Genomic DNA, 17464 nt, shown 5'->3' on the forward strand with positions numbered 1-17464 from the left:
GCTTTACCGTCATAACGAACGTCAGTTCAGGAATGAATTCCCGGCATCCGGCCTACCCCTTGGCCAGATGACTGAAGCGACTTCCGGCGGGAACGTCCCGCCTCCGCCGTGTGACCATGGAGCGGGTCCACTCCGCCCGCAAGGGTTCCTCCCGCTCCGCCGGGCGGTCGCCCGCCGGACGTCACGGACGTCGTCCTTGCGGGTCGGGACCTGCGCCCCGACGACCGCAGCGCTGCAAGCGCCTTCTTGTGATACTCCTTGTTCAGCCCGTTCCACTGTGACCATACATGCCTCGAACCATTCCTCACGGGTAGGTCGAGGGTGACATGGACGCAGCCGTTCGTCGGCACCGTGACGGTACCGTCAGAGGAACGGGGCAGTCTCTCGGAATAACCCATCGCCCGACGGGCGATGGTAAATGAGGCGGCCTCGTGGACGCTCAAGCCGTAGCGGCGAGCGAACTTCACGCGACCGATGATCGAGGTGTATGCGGGATTGACCCGCACCAGCGCCACGCCCCGACGCAGACACGCAGAGGCGAGCGCCTGACCGAAGGCGCTGTAGGCGAACGACGATAGCATGCGGGCATAGCGCGGGTCGGACGCCTTCAGGTCTTTCTTTTTCCGGGCAAAGTCGAGTCGTTCGGCGACGACGGGTACGCCGTGCCGTGCGGCGAGGGCGGCGATGTCAGCCGCGACATTGCGGATCGCGTCCTTCGCCCGGTCCGCCGTCCTGCCGTAGCTGACGCAGGGGAAATCGAAGACCTCGACCGGATTGCCCGACGCGTCGAGCAGCGCCGCGGAGACGTGCCCGGCGTTGAGATCGACACCGAGCGCGCCGCCTGCGAAGTCGGCCGCTTTCGCTTCCATCGCGTGATCGACGCTGACGGACAGCTTCCAGCTCTTCTTGTCGCGACGGAACTTGACCGTGACGGGACGTCCGCTCTCCAATGCCTGCCGGATGACCGCGTCACCGTGGTTGAATGAAAGACCCCGTAGGTCGATACACGCGATGTCGTGACCTGCGGACTTGAACGTCCGTGTCGCCAGATGGGTGATCGCCTTGGGCAGCCGCAGCTCCAGGTCGAACAGCCCGTCGGCGCGACGTCGCAGCCGCGCGAACTGGTTGCCACCCTCCTTGCTGCTGTTGCCGTCGAGCGTGAATTGCGAGGATCTCGAGGCCCGCCAGTCCTCTCTCCATGTGGCAAGGTCTTCTTGTCCGTTCGCTTCAAGCTGGAACTGAGCGCGGAACAACTTCGACGACCCGAAGCACAGCGACGGGTCCTTCGCCTGTTCTTCAGCTTTCGCGCGCTTGCATTCCAGAATTGCAAGACGCCGTTGGTGCTGGTGCAGGCCGAAACGACGGCTCGTTATCTGCTTCCGCAGGGATACGGTCGCTGCCACGCTTGCGTGATATTGGCCGAGCAGATGCTTGAGCACGAAAAGCTGGTCGTCCCTTGTCTTGTCACCAGCCGCGGCCAGCGCAAGACGCTGCTTTCCGATGCGGCTTTCCAGCGACGCCGTCGCCTGTCGGGCCTTCGCGAGACTTAAGGCCGCCCTTCGAAGCTGTTTTCGTTTCCGGGCAATGTCGGTTGTCTTCGAGCCGATCTTCTGCGCAAGGTCCTTCGCCCGCTCCCCGGCCAGTTCCGCCACCGACGATAGCTTCGCCATCAGCTGCCGATACGCCATGTCCAGATGAGTAGCCGACAGCCCCAGCGGCTGGTAGAACGAGACCTTGAGGTCTCCCGTCCAGACGCGCCCGGCCTTGAGGCGGGCGAGCAGCAGCCGTTCCGCCCCGGCCATGACCGAGGCATATTCGCAAAGCACGGGACAGAGATGCGCGGTATCGCTCCCTCTCAAATCCGGCCTTGTTTCGAATGTCCTGATCAACCGTCCGGGCCTTTTACCATCTCCGACTATGACAATGGTCAGGCGAAAAACGATCGGCCACAAGCCTACGTAGGAATCTATTCAGAGCGAGTGAAAAGTAGTTTCAACCGTTCGTGACGAATACCCGATTGAACTGTCGGAAGACGTGGGGCGCGAACACGCGCCTACCCATACAATCGTATTATTACAAAACGTCGCCGATCCATCTACCTAGATATCAACGCCCGTAGGTCGGGCAAGAGGAAACATCTGGTGTCCGGCGACAAAAAATCCGTAGCGATCGTCGACGACGACGAAGCGCTTCTCGAAGCCACAACCGGGTTTCTCGAGTCGATGGGCTATGACGCTCTACCCTTTAGCTCCGGGCACTCGTTTCTCGCCTACGATCATATCGACCTTGTCGCCTTGCTGTTGACCGACATCAACATGCCGGAGATGACCGGGCTTGAGCTGCTTGATATCGTGAAGCAGCACTGGCCGGAAATGCCTATCATAATGATGACGGCCCTCAAGGACGAAGTCATCAGGAGGCGTGCGATCGCGAACGGGGCAAAGGAGCTTCTCCAGAAGCCGATTCTAGCCGATGACCTGATCAGGTGTATCGAAGAAGTCTAAGCTGGCGAGTATCGTGCTCACCGTTTGGGAATGACGCCGGTCTGCTGAAGGAAGGTCCAGATGGTTTTCCTGATGCCAGTCGTTGGCGATACGCGCCTTGCGTACTCCGAGGATGTCCGTCGCGCTGAAGTCAGCGCTTTGGGCCGTTGCCTCTCCTGCCCATGAACTCCTCGTGAAACGGCCTGTGAACAGCAGGTGCAAGCCACGCGATCCCTGACGAAAAGACGCTGCACGACTTCAGCACTGAGGTCTGGTACAGCCACTTGAAAAGAGTTCGAAGCGATCGCGGAGGCCATTCGGTCCCTGAGTGCGTCCTGCCGAATAAGTATGATCGACGAAGTCTTTGATATTGCCGCGTCGAGTAGAGACTGACGTCCTTTTTCCAGAAACCGTAGAAGTTGTCTGCGGCTTTTGCGCTTTCCGCGAAGAGCTTTCGATCGGCCCCCCTTTTAAAAGACAGTCACCCAGGGCTACGCGATATGGACGCCAGTGTTGTCATCCGCTTGGGCCGCATTCGCAGATAAGGCGCTCAGTAGAACAAGGATGACGGAAAGAAGCTCGGCGCTCATGCGAGATATCCTGATTAGGCTGGTTACAGAACTATGCCTGAAACGATTGGCTCTCGCGTCTTTCGGTTCTTGTAAAAAGCAGTTCTGGTGACCGTTCGACGAATAAGAATAAAGCCGACGTAGGTCTCGTGTCGGCCTTGCGGATAAATATGACCAAGTAAGATAGCGGGCTTCAGATGCAACTGCGTGATCCCGAAGGAAACATCAAGGCCCATCGCGTCCGTTGACGGCGATCGGCCGAAGGTGGAACGTGCCGTGGGTCCGCCCGTAAGAATAGTTACCCCGACTCCGACTGCCGCTGCCGCTCCAAAACCACTGTAGGTGCCTTCCAGGTCGAAGCTTTGCCGCTTACTGACTGCGGTGACGGCCCAGACCATTCTCGCCTTCTCTAATTCGCCGATTTCGAGCCGAAATTGTCGATAAGTCCCGCGTAGCGTATCAAAGGCCACGCCTGGAAGGCAGAAAAAGCAATCGCCGTCCTGCTGCGAACCGAAAAGCGTTCCCTCCGAACGCGAGAGATCACATTCCAGCCTGCCCTCGACGAGATGTTCGGAGGCCGCAAAGGCGCTTGCAGAGACAGCGCGGTAAGCGCAGCGACGAAAGCAAGAAGCGCTTTTACGTCCATTTCTGGCCAGTCGAGTTATTTCGCTATTGTGATCCGCGGCCTGATCCGCGAACACTCCGGCCTCCAAGGGTGGCCGTCGGATCGAGCGAAACCGTCCGCTGACTACTGAGGATGCCCGTGCAGGGCGTGATCAGCTTGTAGGTCTCAACTTCGAAAGCTCGGTCAATTGAACCGCGCGGAACTGGTTTCCTGGCGAGAAGTATGGGAGCGACGTGGTTCCGACGCACGGTTGACCGCTTGCGAAGAACGACGCCAGTAGTTCGGGGTGGTTCCGAAGATCTTGCGGAAGGTCTTGCAAAGGTGGGCCTGGTCCGCCATCCCGCAATCCAGAGCGATCTCGCTGAGCGGCGCGTCGGTTTCGACGATAAGCTCCCTTGCAAGCTCCATGCGGCGGCGAAGGACATAGTTGTACGGGCTCTCCTCGTACACCGACTTGAAGACCCTGGAAAAATAGGTTTTGCTGAGCTTTGTCAGGGCGGCAAGTTCCTCGACCTTGATCGTTTCCGTCAGGTGCTCTTCGATGAACTGCATGATCTTGCGGCGCTGCCACGGCAGAAGAAGGTCACGCTGTACGATCTCCGACGGCAGGTCTGGAAGCACGATCGGAGCATGGGTAGCTGCAGGAACGGCAGCAGACAAATCGATATCCGAGATGATTGCCAGCGAGGCTGCCGCGATGATCTTGAGGTTCTTGGTGGGTGTGTAGGCGTTCATCGGTGCTCTCCGTGATTTGAATTTCGATGAGCAGATGTTGCCTTTCCAGCGGCCTGAAATCTGTTTGGACCACAGTGTGTTGAGACCATACCTTCTGATTATATGTGGCAGGCCAAAGCGTGATGTGGATCCGAGAGCCACGATATTTGGCTCCGAAGGGGGTCGGCCGGTCCTCATGATCTTATACGTTAACGCGGTGCAGCAGCACGGACTCCCGACCCCATGGCCACGTGCAAGAGAATAGTCGATGCGAGGTATACAGCAGCGCATTGTCAGGCCACTGATGCGGTGTCGAGATGGAGTCGAGAGTGGCGATAGTGATACTGACGATCGGGTGTCCGAGACGTGCGGGCAGCTTACAGACCTCGGGTGGCCTTATTGAATGAGTTCCCGGTCGCTTCTGCGCCGATTTGGCGTGAAATTGTAAGGCTAGGCAGATGCCGAGGCTGGCCGATAGTTTCCGGGCACACGGCTTCTGACGCATCTCATTCTGCCGGAAGCGTCGGCGTGGGAAGCATGTTTCCGTCAGGATCGCAGACGGAAGCGACGAACGACCCGTCAAGACGCTCGGTCGGCGGGCTTTCGATCGAGCCCCCTATACGCTCTACGCCGAGCAGGAATAGGATCCATGTCGGACCATTGCAGTGGGCCCTCAGTTCAACGACGCAATCGAGGAAATCGCCAACTAATGATACGCGGCAGTATTGCACAATAAAAGTCGCAGGTTTGCCTTCAATAAGGTCGCAAAGCGCGCCGCTGGTACAAATGAGAGTCTTGCCATGGATTGGGTCCCTATCGTCTTCGTTACGTTTAAGGTCTTTGCTCTAGGCGCGGCCATGTTTTTCGCCGTCAAGTGGCATTACGATCAAGGGAGGAAGGCGGACACGCGAGCGTTACTACTAACGGGCGGCAAGATGGCCGCGCTGTTCGTGTTAGCCGTACTAGGTGTAGGGCTTATCGCGGTCGTTCTTAGCAAGATGCTTGGTCTAGACCTCGGCTTCGGCTGACGGGATCATCCACCAAGAGGTAAGACCGTGTCAGTTTGCCAACATAGAACTTCAGGCCGGAGAGAGACACTGAGGCCGCACGAGCGACCTCCAGCTAAAATCTAAAGTTGCGAGAAAACTGTCGCTGCGGCGCACGCCGAAATTCTTGCAGCAGGATATTCGTGAATCGGCGACTCGCAATGTTCAAGAAGGCCGATCTGGTTCGACACTCCTCGGTACATGAATGGAGCTAGCGTCTGGCGCGTTCCACCCACGCGCTACCATTTCTTCATAGCCAGAACGATACCCCATCATCGCGTTCTCGATTACTTTTCCAATATCGTTGAAACCGGCAACGAAATCCGGATTGTTAGCGGCGGGTGTATCTACGTCCACCAAACCGGCCATCCGGGACAGGCCCGCCGTATCCTGTTCAACAAAGACAGTCTTCCGCTTCTGCACCTCGTATGGATGCATGCCGAGAGACTCCAAAGCCATGCCCGCAGCCTGCACCGAACCATCGAACATCTCCCGGACGATATGATTCGCACCCGCGTCTGCCAGCTTGTAGTGATGCAGTCGATCATAGGCGCGGGCGATGATCTGGATGCCGGGATTACTCCTCCGGGCGTAGGCCACGATTTCGGTTGCTCTGTCGGGGTCGTCTATGGCTACGATAAGAAGCGTCGCATGTGCGAGCCCGGCAGATTCCAACAGGTCTGGACGTCCTGCATCTCCAAAAAATGACTTCACCCCGAATTTGCGGACGTTATCGACCACGTCTGCCCTGTAGTCGAGGACGACGGGCTTGTAGCCGTCCGCTAGAAGCATCCGGTTGATGATCTGTCCGAAGCGCCCGACTCCCGCCAGGATGACCGTGCCCTCTTCTGGCTGGTCGGCGTCCCTGTGCTGCGGTCCCCGAATCTCAAGCATGACGACGATCCTGTTGGACAGCGCGAAAAGCAGGGGAGTGAGGACCATGCTGAAGGTGATGATCAGCACCGATACCGACACGGTTGTAGACGAGAGCAGTTCGCGGTCTTCACCGATCGTCAGCAGGACGAAACCGAATTCCCCTGCCTGCGCGAGCCCGAGGGTGAAGAGCCAACCGGCAGGCCCTCGGACGCGGAAGAACCAGGCCAGCGGCAGAAGGACAAGCGCCTTGATCGCTATCAGGCCCAACGTGGCGGCGGCTACCGTCAGCCAGTTCGCCAGTAGGATTGCCGGATCGATCTTCGCACCGATCGTCATGAAAAAAAGCCCGAGCAGGAGACCCTTGAAGGGCTCGATATCGTTTTGGAGCTCGTGCTTGAACTCGCTGTTCGCAAGGACCACGCCCCCCAGGAATGCTCCGAGTGCGGGTGAGAGGCCTACGGCGGACATCAGCACGGTGATACCGACCACGACCAGAAGCGCGGCTGCGGTGAAGACTTCGCGAAGGCCGAGGAGCGCAATGGTCCTGAAGACCGGTCGCGAAAGGAAGTGCGCAGCTGCCACGATCACGCCCACGGCCGCGAGGGTTAGGATCGCAGAGATCCATCCGGGGAGGTCTGCCAGCACGGCGGCTCCTCCGTGCCCCGACGAAGCTCCATGTCCGCTCCCGGCAATCAGCGGAATGCATGCGAGCATCGGAATGACCGCCAAGTCCTGGAAAAGAAGCACCGCGAAGCTCGCCTGTCCCCCATCGGATCTCAGAAGACCCTTCTCTTCGAGGGTTTGGAGGACGATCGCCGTCGAGGACAGTGCGGCGACAAAGCCAAACAGAAGGCTCTGCTGCCAGCTAAAGCTCAAGCCGATCCCGGCTGCGGTCACGGCAGCGATCGTCGCGACCACCTGAAGCCCGCCAAGGCCGAGTAGCTTATCTCTCAGCCGCCAGACCATCTGTGGGTCGATTTCCAGTCCGATCAGGAACAGCATCATGATGATGCCGAATTCGGAGAACTGTTCGAGATAGCCAGATCCGGCCACCGAAATCTGGAATACAGGGCCGATCAGGACACCTGCGGCGATATAGCCGACAACGGAACCTAGCCCGATCCGCTGCGATACGATTACGGCGAGAACCGCCGCCGCAAGATAGCACAATGCGTAGAATGCCAAGCCTTCCAATGGTCAGTCCCTCACCAGGTCAGTTAGATCGAAGCTGCCGAAAGTCGGCATGAGACGTACACTCGACAGGTCGAGCCTCTCTTCGCGAAGAGCGGTTAGAAGACGAGGGTACGATTGGATATGATGCTGCGCGCCAGCGTCATCGAGATGATTGGCGGAGTAGAGGACAAAAGGCGGAAGGTACTCCATCCCGCAAAGAATGGCCGTTTGTTCAAGGGGGTAGAGGAAATGCTCGACTACGCGGCGGTTGCCACCGTCTTCCGCGTAGTCCGACCTGCTTCCCCCAGTCGTGATGCATGCCAGCGTAAGTTTTCCCGCCAGCTTTTTTCCCTGAGGGCCATATGCAAAACCGTATTCGAGAACTAGATCCTGCCACTGTTTGAGAAGGGCCGGCGTCGAGTACCAGAAAACGGGGAATTGGAAGACAATTACGTCGTGTTCGATAAGCCGGCGTTGTTCGCGGTCCACGTCGATGGAGAAACGGGGGTATTCCGCGTAGAGATCGACGAAAGTTACACCATCCACTGCTCTCGCTCTCGCCGCCATCGCCGTATTTATGCTGGACTTCCGCTGCGCCGGATGCGCGAACAGAACTAGGATTCGCATTGCGGTCTTTTCCCCATCGTATCGAGCTGGGCGGCTCGAAGTTGTTACCCGTCACACATGACGCCGACGTTATGTCCCAGGCCCGAAGCGATTTATTGCAGGATCATGCTTCCGAGCCTAGCTGAGGGTCTACAGGCCGGTTCTATTTGGAGCTGCGCTTCCCCTGATCGAGCTGCATGTAGGCACCATCTATCCAATCCTTGATGGTCGCTCCGTACTGCGCCGCGGCGTCCTCCCAGATCAAGTGCCCTCCGTCGAGAAGAACCTGGCGGCTCCGCTTGATATGGTCGAGAAGGAGCTGCCCATTGGCGGGCGGAACCAGAGGATCGTTGCGGCCGGCTAAAACCAGTACCGGCGTCTCGATCCTGTGCAACTGATCTTTGAGGATCGGCAGCTCTTCGGGATATGACCGGACGAAATTTGCGGCCTGATCGAAGCGCGAGGCGGAAGACGATAGCCAATAGTCCTCCATAACGGCCGGAGGAGTGGGATTGGCGGCGGACTGAGTGACGAAACCGACGGCGAGATCGCCACCCTCCGCCTCGGCGAACGCCCCTGGGTGCGACCAGATCAGATCGGTAAGCCCGCCGGCGGCTAGCTCGACGCTCGTAGCCCCGCTGCCCACGACAAGACTTTCGAATAGATTGGGGCAGTCCGCGGCTGCAGAAAGCATCGCGAGCGCGCCGACATCGGGACCGATGCCGTGCATCCGTTTGATCCCCAGTTTTCGAGCGGCTCGAACGATGAAGCGCCCCATTCCGGTAGGCGACATCAGATCCAGTCGGCCTTGCGACATCCCGAAACCCGGCAAGTCGATGGCTACGTAAGGCGCCGAACTGCCGATTTCCGACAGGATATCCCTGAAGGCGTAGATGCTTTCTGGCCACGGGCTGGAAAGCACCGCCGGGATACCATCCGCCCGCCCGCCGGTGGCCAGGCGGACGTTTAAGCCGTCGATCTCGAGATATGAAACGTCGCCAATATTCGGAAGCACACTTGCCATCTCACTAACTCCACACGCTCGGATGCGACGCGGATGCGTCCATCGTCGAAGCTGTGCCGACAGGATTGATGAAAAGGCCTTCTCGAGATTGTCTGATCGTACGATCCTGAGCCTGGGCACCGAGGGCGCTATACTACAATAAGTCGGAAAAGCTCCCGCTCATATTCGCCTCTGGCAGGGAATGATCCCTGGTCAACTGAGGAAAGAAAAATGAAACTCCTACTTGCCGCCTTTGGCGTATCGGCCCTCTTCGTCTCCTCCGCATTCGCGCTGGAACCCATCCCTGGCAGCGTGACCTATGGCGGCCAGCCCGTTCATCGCCTGCAGAAGGCTCCGGTCGGGAGCACATTCGACGAAACCTTCTACTCCGGCGGAGAACGCTACACCGAAACCTACATGATCCAGCCCGACAGGTCGTTGGTCATCACAGGCCGCGTCCAGATCGGCAGCGACCGATAGGCTAGGCGACCCATGCGCCGGATACCGGTCACGCAACTTCAAGGCAGTCGGCAAGGCCGCTTCCGTTTTGCCCGGAAGCGGGTCTGCATTCTACAGAGCCGCATTTGACCGGACCGCCCGAGCGACGCCATCATCAACCCAAGCAAACGAGACGATCATGTTGCAGAATGAAATGAAGACTACCATCAAGGCATATCTCCGTCCTATCGATCGTGACGGACTGATCGCTTTCGCCCAGCGCGGCCGCGAGAACCCCGAACGTCGCGGTACGAACGTGGTTCACACCCTGTGCGAGGGCCAGTATCGCACGCTGAGCTACGTCGGAGATCATAATCCGGTAGTTGTCGACGAGCCACTGCACCTGTTCGGCCAGGACACCGCGCCCGCCCCCGGCGAAATCGTACTTTCGGGCTTGGGCGGATGCCTCGCGGTCGGGATTACCGCCGTTGCCACTTTCAAGAACGTCCGCCTTTCTCGTCTCGAACTTCATATCGAGGGCGACGTCGGCAATACCGCCGCCTGGGGTGCAGGCGGCGCGCCTCGTGAGCCATCGCAGATGGGCTTCCAGGCGATCCGGGTGAAGGTGGATCTGGAAGGCGACGCCACTCGCGATGAGTTGGAAGAAATCGTCAGGCAGGCGAACTACTTCTCCCCGGTCGCCAACTCCATGCGAAACCCTATTCCCCTTGAAGTTTCGCTTTCGTAGTTTCGACAAGCGATAACCGGAATGGCCGATGGCCCGCATTCACGGAAGCGTCGACATTCCCGCACCGCCGAGACGTTCGCAATGGTCCATTCAAACATCGCATTTCTGGGCGAATTCGAGGTGGATATGCCTGGGGTTGGTACCTATCAACACGAAACGCGCCTACATCCTGCACATATCTTGGCGCAGGCCATCATCAGTCTCGCGGTGGGTGGGCTCAGTACGCTCCCCACTGCTTCCTGGCTATAGTTCATCAAAGTGGATGAGCAGCCGGGGCGGCGAGGGCTATCTATGCGTTCTTTAATCGCCGGATCGACGTGTTCAAGACGGAAGGCCCCCTTATGTTCTGACCACGGTACCCCCTGTTGTTCGCCGACGATCGTGGAAACCGTCCCATGCAAAATTGCAGGCGGATCATTCGGTTTGAAGCCAAGAGAACGATCGTACTATAGTCTCTCAAATCATGGCGTTACCTGTAGCGGAGAGGGACAATCAACTCGAACCGGAAGGTGACGACATGGATCTCAAGCTTTCAGAAACCTCGTGCATCTTCAGACAGGTTCCCCTAACGAGAATGAAGCCGCGAGCGGTCGCGCGGAGTTTGCTCGCTGCGAACGACAATGTTGTCTGCGTCGAGACAGACGAAGCTTCGTCAGCTGACCATAACCCGTCGCTCGCCGAAGTCGGACCGATCCTGGTTTTGTTGGCGATCTCGGGCGGGACGTTCTACGTGATCTCCGCCGTGCTTTCCGGCTACCTCAGATCATTTCTGATGTTTTTTCCGTAACACAGCGCGACGCGCGGACCGTCCATCCTCGTGACGATAGGCCGCGAAGTTGGCGGCGAAGATCGCCGCTCTCGCGGCGCGCTACGGGGTACCCGTCGTCGCAGAACAGCTCGACTTCGCCAAAAAATGCAAGACCTGAAGTCCGTCGATCCATGCTACGCCCGCATGCCGTCGTCGTTCGCCTACAGCGCGTTCGGTCAGGCGCTTTCCTCCGCGTGTCTGCGTCGGGGCGTGGCACTGGTGCGGCACGATCCCTCATACACCTTGATCATCGGCTGCGTGAAGTTCGCTCGCCGCTACGGCTTGAGCGTCCACGAAGCCGCCTCAGTCACCATCTCCGAAAGACTGCCCGGTTCCTTGACCTTAACCCTCACGGTGCCTACGAACGGCTCCGTCCATGTCACCCTCGACCTACCAGTGAGGACTGGTTCGAGGTATGTATGGCCGCAATGGAACGGAGTGAACAAGGAGCATCACAAGAAGGCGCTTGCAGCGCTGCATCAAAGAGTAGTTCGTCGAGCTGCCGATCAGACATGCCACCTCGGCCCCGTTCCCCGATTCCGTGGAGCCCACCCGACGGCTCCCGCCGCGGGCAGACCCGACAAACGCTACCAGGCGCTGGCTAGGTATTGGTGTATCGCCGCGACGACCACGGACCCTTCCCCTACAGCGGACGCAACCCGCTTGATAGAACCGGAACGGACGTCTCCGACCGCGAAAACGCCTGGTTTGCTTGTGCGGTAAGGCGTGGAAGGAACGGACAGTTCTCCCTCGTCTGAAAACCCGGTCTCAACAAAACCGCTGCGGTCGAGATCGACGCAGCCTTCCAGCCAGTCGGTGTTGGGTGATGCGCCGATCATAACGAAGAGATTTGTCGCCGGACGCTCGTAAGTCTCCCCGGTTTTTCTGTTGGTCCAGCTCACGCCCTCAAGAATGCTATCGCCACGCAGCGCGTTTATATCAGACGATTCGTAGAGAGTGATGTGTCGCGAGTTCTTGATCCTCTGGACGAGGTAGTCCGACATGGTCGAGGATATGCCGCTACGCATGACCATGTTCACATGCCGGGCGGTGCGCGAAAGGAATACCGCCGCCTGTCCTGCCGAATTACCTCCGCCCACGATCACGACTTCTTGCGCTGCACAAAGATTCCCTTCCATCGCCGTCGCGGCGTAGTGGATGCCCTGCCCCTCGAAACGGCCGTAGTTGGGAACGTCCAGTTTCCTGTATCGCGCCCCTGTCGCCACGACCACCGCCTTTGCCCGGACCGTGCTGCCGTCGGACAGACCGATCTCGAACGGTTTATTGGAGCAGTCGAGCGACACGCTACTCCGCGAGACGCAGATACGTGCGCCGAACTTCTGCGCCTGGATATGGGCGCGGCCTGCGAGGGCTTCGCCTGAAATCCCGGTCGGGAAGCCCAGATAGTTTTCGATTTTCGACGACGTCCCGGCCTGTCCGCCCGGCGCGAGCGTTTCCACGACGATCGTTCTAAGTCCTTCGGAAGCGGCATAGACCGCCGAGGCAAGACCCGAGGGCCCGGCCCCGAGAACCGCGACGTCGTAGATGGCACCCGGTTCCGGGGGCTCGAACAGCCCCAGTTCTTCTGCTAGCGTTTCGTCGGACGGCTTTGACAGCACAGTCCGATCCGGCGTGATCAAGGCGGGCAACGAAGAAAGCGGAATGGAAAACTCCTGCATCGCTTGCGCCGCCTGCGCATCTGCAACGACGTCCAGCACTTCCACCGGATAGAGATTGCGTGTGAGGAAGCGCTGTATCCGCAGCAAATCGGTGTGGTCCCGGTGCCCGACGAGCACGCCGCCACCCGTGACGTGGCGGACGAGCCCCGCCCGACGGAGGATGTACGCCCGCATGATCATTTCGCCGATATCCGGCTCACCCGTTATCAGTGCACGAAACCTATCGTGGGGAATCCGGATGAATTTCGTCCCGGCCATCAGCCTGCCGGACAGGAGCGTGTTGCGGTCGTTGAACATGTTGTGCTCACCGCTGAACTGGCCACCGCGATAGCTGTAGAGGTACTGCTTTCCATGGAACGGATGATCGGCGTGGACTTCCATTTCGCCGTCCAGAATGAGGTAAAGGTCAAGTGCGCGGTCTCCGCGTGTAAAGGCGACGCTGTCTTCGTGGCTGACCTGCATCTCGCCGTACGGGCGGACACGTTCGATCATTTCCTGAGGCAGGACCGGGTAGGTCTGCGCTTCTCGCCGCCACGGGTCCGTCGGATCGTTGAGTATTACGGCCATGCGTGTCTCCTGAATGGCTGATTAGGGTGCGCTGTGAGAGGTGGTATCGACATGGGCTTCCACGGACATTCCCGGGCCTAGTCTTTCGATATCGGGCTGCTTGTCGTCGATCTGGATGCGGACGGCGATACGTTGCGGTATCTTCGTGAAGTTGCCGATTGCGTTGTCGGTGCGCAAAACCGAAAATTCCGATCCGGCGGCTGGCGAAATGTCCTCGACCGTCCCGTCGAAGCGGGCCCCCGCCAATGCGTCGACAAAGAACCAAGCCCGCTGTCCGGGGCGTATCGCTGCCGACTGGGCTTCTTTGAAGTTGGCGATAACCCAACGGGACTTGGGCACCAGGAACATCAGCTGGCTGCCATTCGTCACGTACTGGCCCTGTCTGGCGCTCACGTCGCTCAGCTTTCCGTCTTCGGGAGCGCTTACGACTGTGTAGCCGAGGTTGATCTCCGTGAGTTGCAGTTTTGCCCTGGCGCTCTCTACGTACGCCTCGAGAGCCTTCTCGTTCACGCTGGCGGCCTTTAGCGCTTGCTCCGCGCTGCCACGACCCGCAGCTGCCTCCTGGACCGCGGCAACGGCCACACTCCGCGCGGCGCGGGTAGCGTCCTCGGCGCTGACAGAACCCGACCCCTGCCCCGCGAGCTGCGAAGCCCGCTTGAAGTCCGCCTCCGCTTTGACGAGCTGGGCGTTCGCGCTCGCGGTCTTTGCTTCAGCCGTCGTGATATCGAGTTGTCTCTGGGCTATCGCCTGCTCGTTGTTCGCCAGATTGGAACCCGCGATGTCCAGGTCGGCCCGGGCGGCTGCAACCTGCGCCCGGTAGACCCGGTCGTCGATACGCATGAGGACGTCGCCCTGGCGGATACCCGCGTAGTCCTTGACCGAGATTTCACGGATATAGCCGGTGACTTGGGGACTGATCACCGTCGTCCGTCCACGGACATAGGCGTTGTCGGTCTTCACCACGCTCGTGGAGAACGGAGGCAGCTGCCAAGCGGCCAGGATGGCCGCCATGCCTGCTCCTACGAGTGCGACGGCAAAGACCCGCGTCAACAGGCTGCTGATCTTTGGTTGCCACTGCAGTTGCTGCGGCGGTGGGGCTTCGTCCGCTGGCCGCGTAGGTGGAACGGAGGGAACCGGGGAGACCGCGTTCATGAAGGTTTACTCCGATATTGCTTGATCAGATTGACCGCGATGATAGCAGCAAGCGCCACGCCCCCGGCCGACGCCGCGAGCGAAATGGCGGTGAAGACGTCAACGTATCCGGCGACACGGGCGTAGAGGGAGAGCTGCTGAGAGAGTGCCGCGACGCCTTCGGCTGATCGTAGCACGGGGTCTGCTATCACCGGGGAGTATCGCTCGGTAAGCGAGGACAGGAGTGAGGTCACATCTGGTTCGGATTTCGCGGCCTGCGCGGCGTAGGCCCCAAGGTGGTATTGCTGGGCTTCGAAGAGATAGGTCTGGGTGAACGCGTTTCCCGTTAGCGTTCCAACGGATTGCGTCACGTTGAAGAGCGCGATGAAACTCGTCATCCGCTCCCCGCCGTCCGCGAGTACCCGGCCCAGGCCAAAGATAAAGAGAGGACCGATGAACAAAGTCCCCGCGAACCCCATCATCGCCTGCGTGATCAGTAACTGCGGCACGCGTGTCGAAACACTCGATCCGGAGTCGATATACGTCGCCGTAGCGACCAGGAGCAGGGAAGCGAGAACCATGTAGGGGAGCCGCGCTGGAGAAACGATCAGCGCCGCAGCGGCCACTCCCAGAACCGCCCCGACAAAGATAGAGCCCGTCAGCGGTCTGATGTCATCGTTCGTAAGTCCGAAATCGCGTAGCATCGTCAGGATGCCGATCGTCTGCTCCGACTGGACGAACCTGCAGAGCACGGCGATCAACGCCCATCTGACGAAGGTTCCTGCCGAAAGCCACTTCACGTCGACCAGCGGCCGCTTGCGACGTGCCTCGATCGAGACAAAAAGCGCGAAACAGGGAATGCACGCAGTGAAGAACCAGCCTATCCAGGCGACGTTGGTCCACCAGAGATAGCTCCCGAGCCCCATGGCCGATCCGAACAAGACAAAGCCGACCGCGTAAAGCGAAAAGCTGACGGCGTCCATGCGCTCGAACGTCTTGGATTTCACGCTCGGCGGCAGGCGGACGATCGATACGATGCCAAGGGCCGTGAGGGACAGGCCCAGTTCGAAAAGGTAGAGCCCGTTCCAGTTTCCCAATGCCAGCAAGTCCTTGGGGACGAGCCAGGCGAGAGGCAGGGAAAGCTGCGGCGCGCCGATGCCGAGGCAAACGGCCCTGAGCCTGTGTGCGGCCGGGAACGCCTGGATCATGTAGAACACGGCGAGGGTCGTCAAAGCCGAAGCCGATATCCCGCTCGCCCCCCGGACAAGGATGGCACCCGCCAACCCATGAACGAGCAGGTGCGAGGTGATCAGGAGCGCCTGCAGCATCAGAAAAATCATGCAGAACGACCTGATCCCGAAAACCTGGCGGTATTTCACGAGCACGCAGCCCGCGATGGCGTTCGTCACGAGATAGGCGACGGTAAGGTAAGCTGCCTCGCTAAGGTCCAGACCAAGCGCGCCCTGTAGATAAGGAAGATTAGCCGCGACGATCGCGTTTCCGAGCGCTCCGGTAATTCCGACGAGGACTGAGGTGAACGCATAGACAACGCGTCGGCGGGTAGGGTGTGGCGGAAATCCGGGAGCGCCGGGGATAGCCGGGCGCTGACCTTCGGGGTACTCGAAGGGCTCGTCGTCCTGGTAGAAGTGCTGTGTTGGAACCGCTGCACGGCGGCGCCGCCTTTCTTCCGTCAGCGTCCACGGGGCAATTTCCACGGCACCCGCCTTTCCGATACACCGGGCCGTGCGGGGAATTCCGCCATGACCGTGAAGGTATTCTGGCCTGACGTTCAGTCGCGAGGCCCGCAGTAACGTTAGCGGCGGGCTTGATGCGCATATTGAACGATCCTGTCTCGGTAAGCGTCGCGTTGAATCGACGCTCGATCTCTAAGCTTCTCGCTACGACGCTCATCGCTAGAGGAATGGTGTCCGCAAAACCGAGATCTAAAACGGTCCAGAGACATCCATGTTTGCCAATAGTGTCAGCGGGGCGGGGCGACGCGCTCAAGAAGCGTCGAAGGCCGATGGTCGTCTGGTCTAACTTCTGCGAAACGCGGAACCCCTGCATCGTCATCTCTATGAGGACCGATGGGGAAGAGCCCAATGGTGCCAAGCCAACGAAGGGCTTCAGGCTCGCGTAGCTGCCGATCTCGATGCCGGGCTTGAGGCATATAACGGCTAGACGATCGCGCCGTTTTACTTACGTCACTCCTCCGCGACAGAATCTCCTCTCACAAAGGATTTAGAACCGGAGAAGATGCCATACACTGACCTAGCCGCAATCGTGCTTGTCGCTGTCGCAGTGGTCGTGACATCTACGACTGACCAGAACGGAAAAGCGAGATTGACCCCGTCGGGGCGGTGATAGAGAACTGCAGACATCTGCGTGTGAATATCAACGGTAGGCTACAGCATGGCAGTTAAAGCAGACGAATGCGAACTATGGGCAAGCGGGACGTGGCAAGTGGTCAGAGTAGACGACGTGCTAATGAAGTGGTCTGAGCGTAGGCTTCGCTGCGTAGAGTGTCATGGAGCAGTCAGAGCGCATAAAGCTGGCCCCACGGGTAACCCGCCAGCTCACTTCGAACACAGGGACGCGCATCGAGGATGCCAGCTGTGCCATATTTACCGGGATGGCACACCTCTAACACGACATCCGAAGGCATTAACATGATGTTCTACGAGCTCAAAAAGATGCTCGTGAAGCCGGAGGCGCAAACCAATCTACACGCCGTCAAAATGTGCTTGCCCGCATCTGACGCGTGACCTCCTAGCTGCTGAGAGGCTAAAACATGAAGCTGTCCGCGTTTCGAATAACATCCTCTCTACCCCGCTCGACTATGAGGAGCCGTCCCGTTACCAACATCGATGGAGATCGGTTGGATCAGCAATCCCTCGACGTGGAGGTAGACAAACTAGGGTTACGCCTGTCCGCTTCGCGGGGCGGAGAGAAGCGTGGCTCGCTAGTCACGATGCACATTTCGATAGAGGACTTTGAT

The 17464-nt window shown here is 59.2% G+C and carries 12 protein-coding genes; 3 read left to right on the forward strand and 9 right to left on the reverse strand.

Annotated elements, in window-relative coordinates; all coding sequences use genetic code 11:
- Positions 1-26: 26 nt before the first annotated feature.
- Positions 27-1859, reverse strand: a complete 1833-nt coding sequence (locus ASG19_RS13865; RefSeq protein ID WP_244476173.1) for a hypothetical protein — start codon at positions 1857-1859, stop codon at positions 27-29.
- Positions 1860-2141: 282 nt separating this feature from the next.
- On the opposite strand from ASG19_RS13865, the gene ASG19_RS13870 reads away from it, so the two are divergent.
- On the forward strand, positions 2142-2504 hold the full coding sequence (locus ASG19_RS13870) for a response regulator (RefSeq protein WP_062458293.1): 363 nt from the start codon (positions 2142-2144) through the stop codon (positions 2502-2504).
- Positions 2505-3096: 592 nt separating this feature from the next.
- On the opposite strand, the gene ASG19_RS13875 is transcribed toward ASG19_RS13870, so the two are convergent.
- From ASG19_RS13875 to ASG19_RS13900, 5 genes are all read right to left on the reverse strand, one after another.
- Entirely contained in the window at positions 3097-3753 is a 657-nt protein-coding gene (locus ASG19_RS13875) for a DUF992 domain-containing protein (RefSeq protein WP_062458295.1), read from the reverse strand.
- A 107-nt stretch (positions 3754-3860) separates the two neighbouring features.
- Positions 3861-4412: an AraC family transcriptional regulator gene (locus ASG19_RS13880; RefSeq protein ID WP_062458297.1), complete on the reverse strand. Its 552-nt coding sequence runs from the start codon at positions 4410-4412 to the stop codon at positions 3861-3863.
- Positions 4413-5602: 1190 nt separating this feature from the next.
- Positions 5603-7507 (reverse strand): cation:proton antiporter, encoded by a 1905-nt coding sequence (locus ASG19_RS13890; protein WP_062458300.1) that lies wholly within the window; start codon positions 7505-7507, stop codon positions 5603-5605.
- A 3-nt stretch (positions 7508-7510) separates the two neighbouring features.
- Complete coding sequence (locus ASG19_RS13895) at positions 7511-8113, reverse strand: NAD(P)H-dependent oxidoreductase (RefSeq protein ID WP_062458304.1); 603 nt, start codon at positions 8111-8113, stop codon at positions 7511-7513.
- 142 nt (positions 8114-8255) lie between these two features.
- The gene (locus ASG19_RS13900; RefSeq protein WP_062458307.1) at positions 8256-9116 is read right to left on the reverse strand and encodes an alpha/beta hydrolase; all 861 of its coding nucleotides are present in this window, start codon (positions 9114-9116) and stop codon (positions 8256-8258) included.
- 210 nt (positions 9117-9326) lie between these two features.
- Between ASG19_RS13900 and ASG19_RS13905 the strand changes: the two genes are divergently transcribed.
- Both ASG19_RS13905 and ASG19_RS13910 read left to right on the forward strand, forming a co-directional pair.
- Positions 9327-9575: a hypothetical protein gene (locus tag ASG19_RS13905; protein ID WP_062458310.1), complete on the forward strand. Its 249-nt coding sequence runs from the start codon at positions 9327-9329 to the stop codon at positions 9573-9575.
- 157 nt (positions 9576-9732) lie between these two features.
- Positions 9733-10281 (forward strand): OsmC family protein, encoded by a 549-nt coding sequence (locus ASG19_RS13910; RefSeq protein ID WP_062458313.1) that lies wholly within the window; start codon positions 9733-9735, stop codon positions 10279-10281.
- 1395 nt (positions 10282-11676) lie between these two features.
- Here ASG19_RS13910 and ASG19_RS13920 read toward each other — a convergent pair.
- The 3 genes from ASG19_RS13920 to ASG19_RS13930 form a co-directional block, all read right to left on the reverse strand.
- The gene (locus ASG19_RS13920; RefSeq protein ID WP_062458319.1) at positions 11677-13335 is read right to left on the reverse strand and encodes an FAD-dependent oxidoreductase; all 1659 of its coding nucleotides are present in this window, start codon (positions 13333-13335) and stop codon (positions 11677-11679) included.
- Between the two features lie 21 nt (positions 13336-13356).
- Positions 13357-14346 (reverse strand): HlyD family secretion protein, encoded by a 990-nt coding sequence (locus tag ASG19_RS13925; protein WP_200933905.1) that lies wholly within the window; start codon positions 14344-14346, stop codon positions 13357-13359.
- A gap of 137 nt (positions 14347-14483) precedes the next feature.
- Positions 14484-16181, reverse strand: coding sequence for an MFS transporter (locus ASG19_RS13930; RefSeq protein WP_062458324.1), 1698 nt, complete (start codon positions 16179-16181; stop codon positions 14484-14486).
- Between the last annotated feature and the right edge of the window lie 1283 nt (positions 16182-17464).

Source organism: Rhizobium sp. Leaf306 (assembly GCF_001423425.1).
GTDB classification, from domain to species: Bacteria; Pseudomonadota; Alphaproteobacteria; order Rhizobiales; family Rhizobiaceae; genus Neorhizobium; species Neorhizobium soli.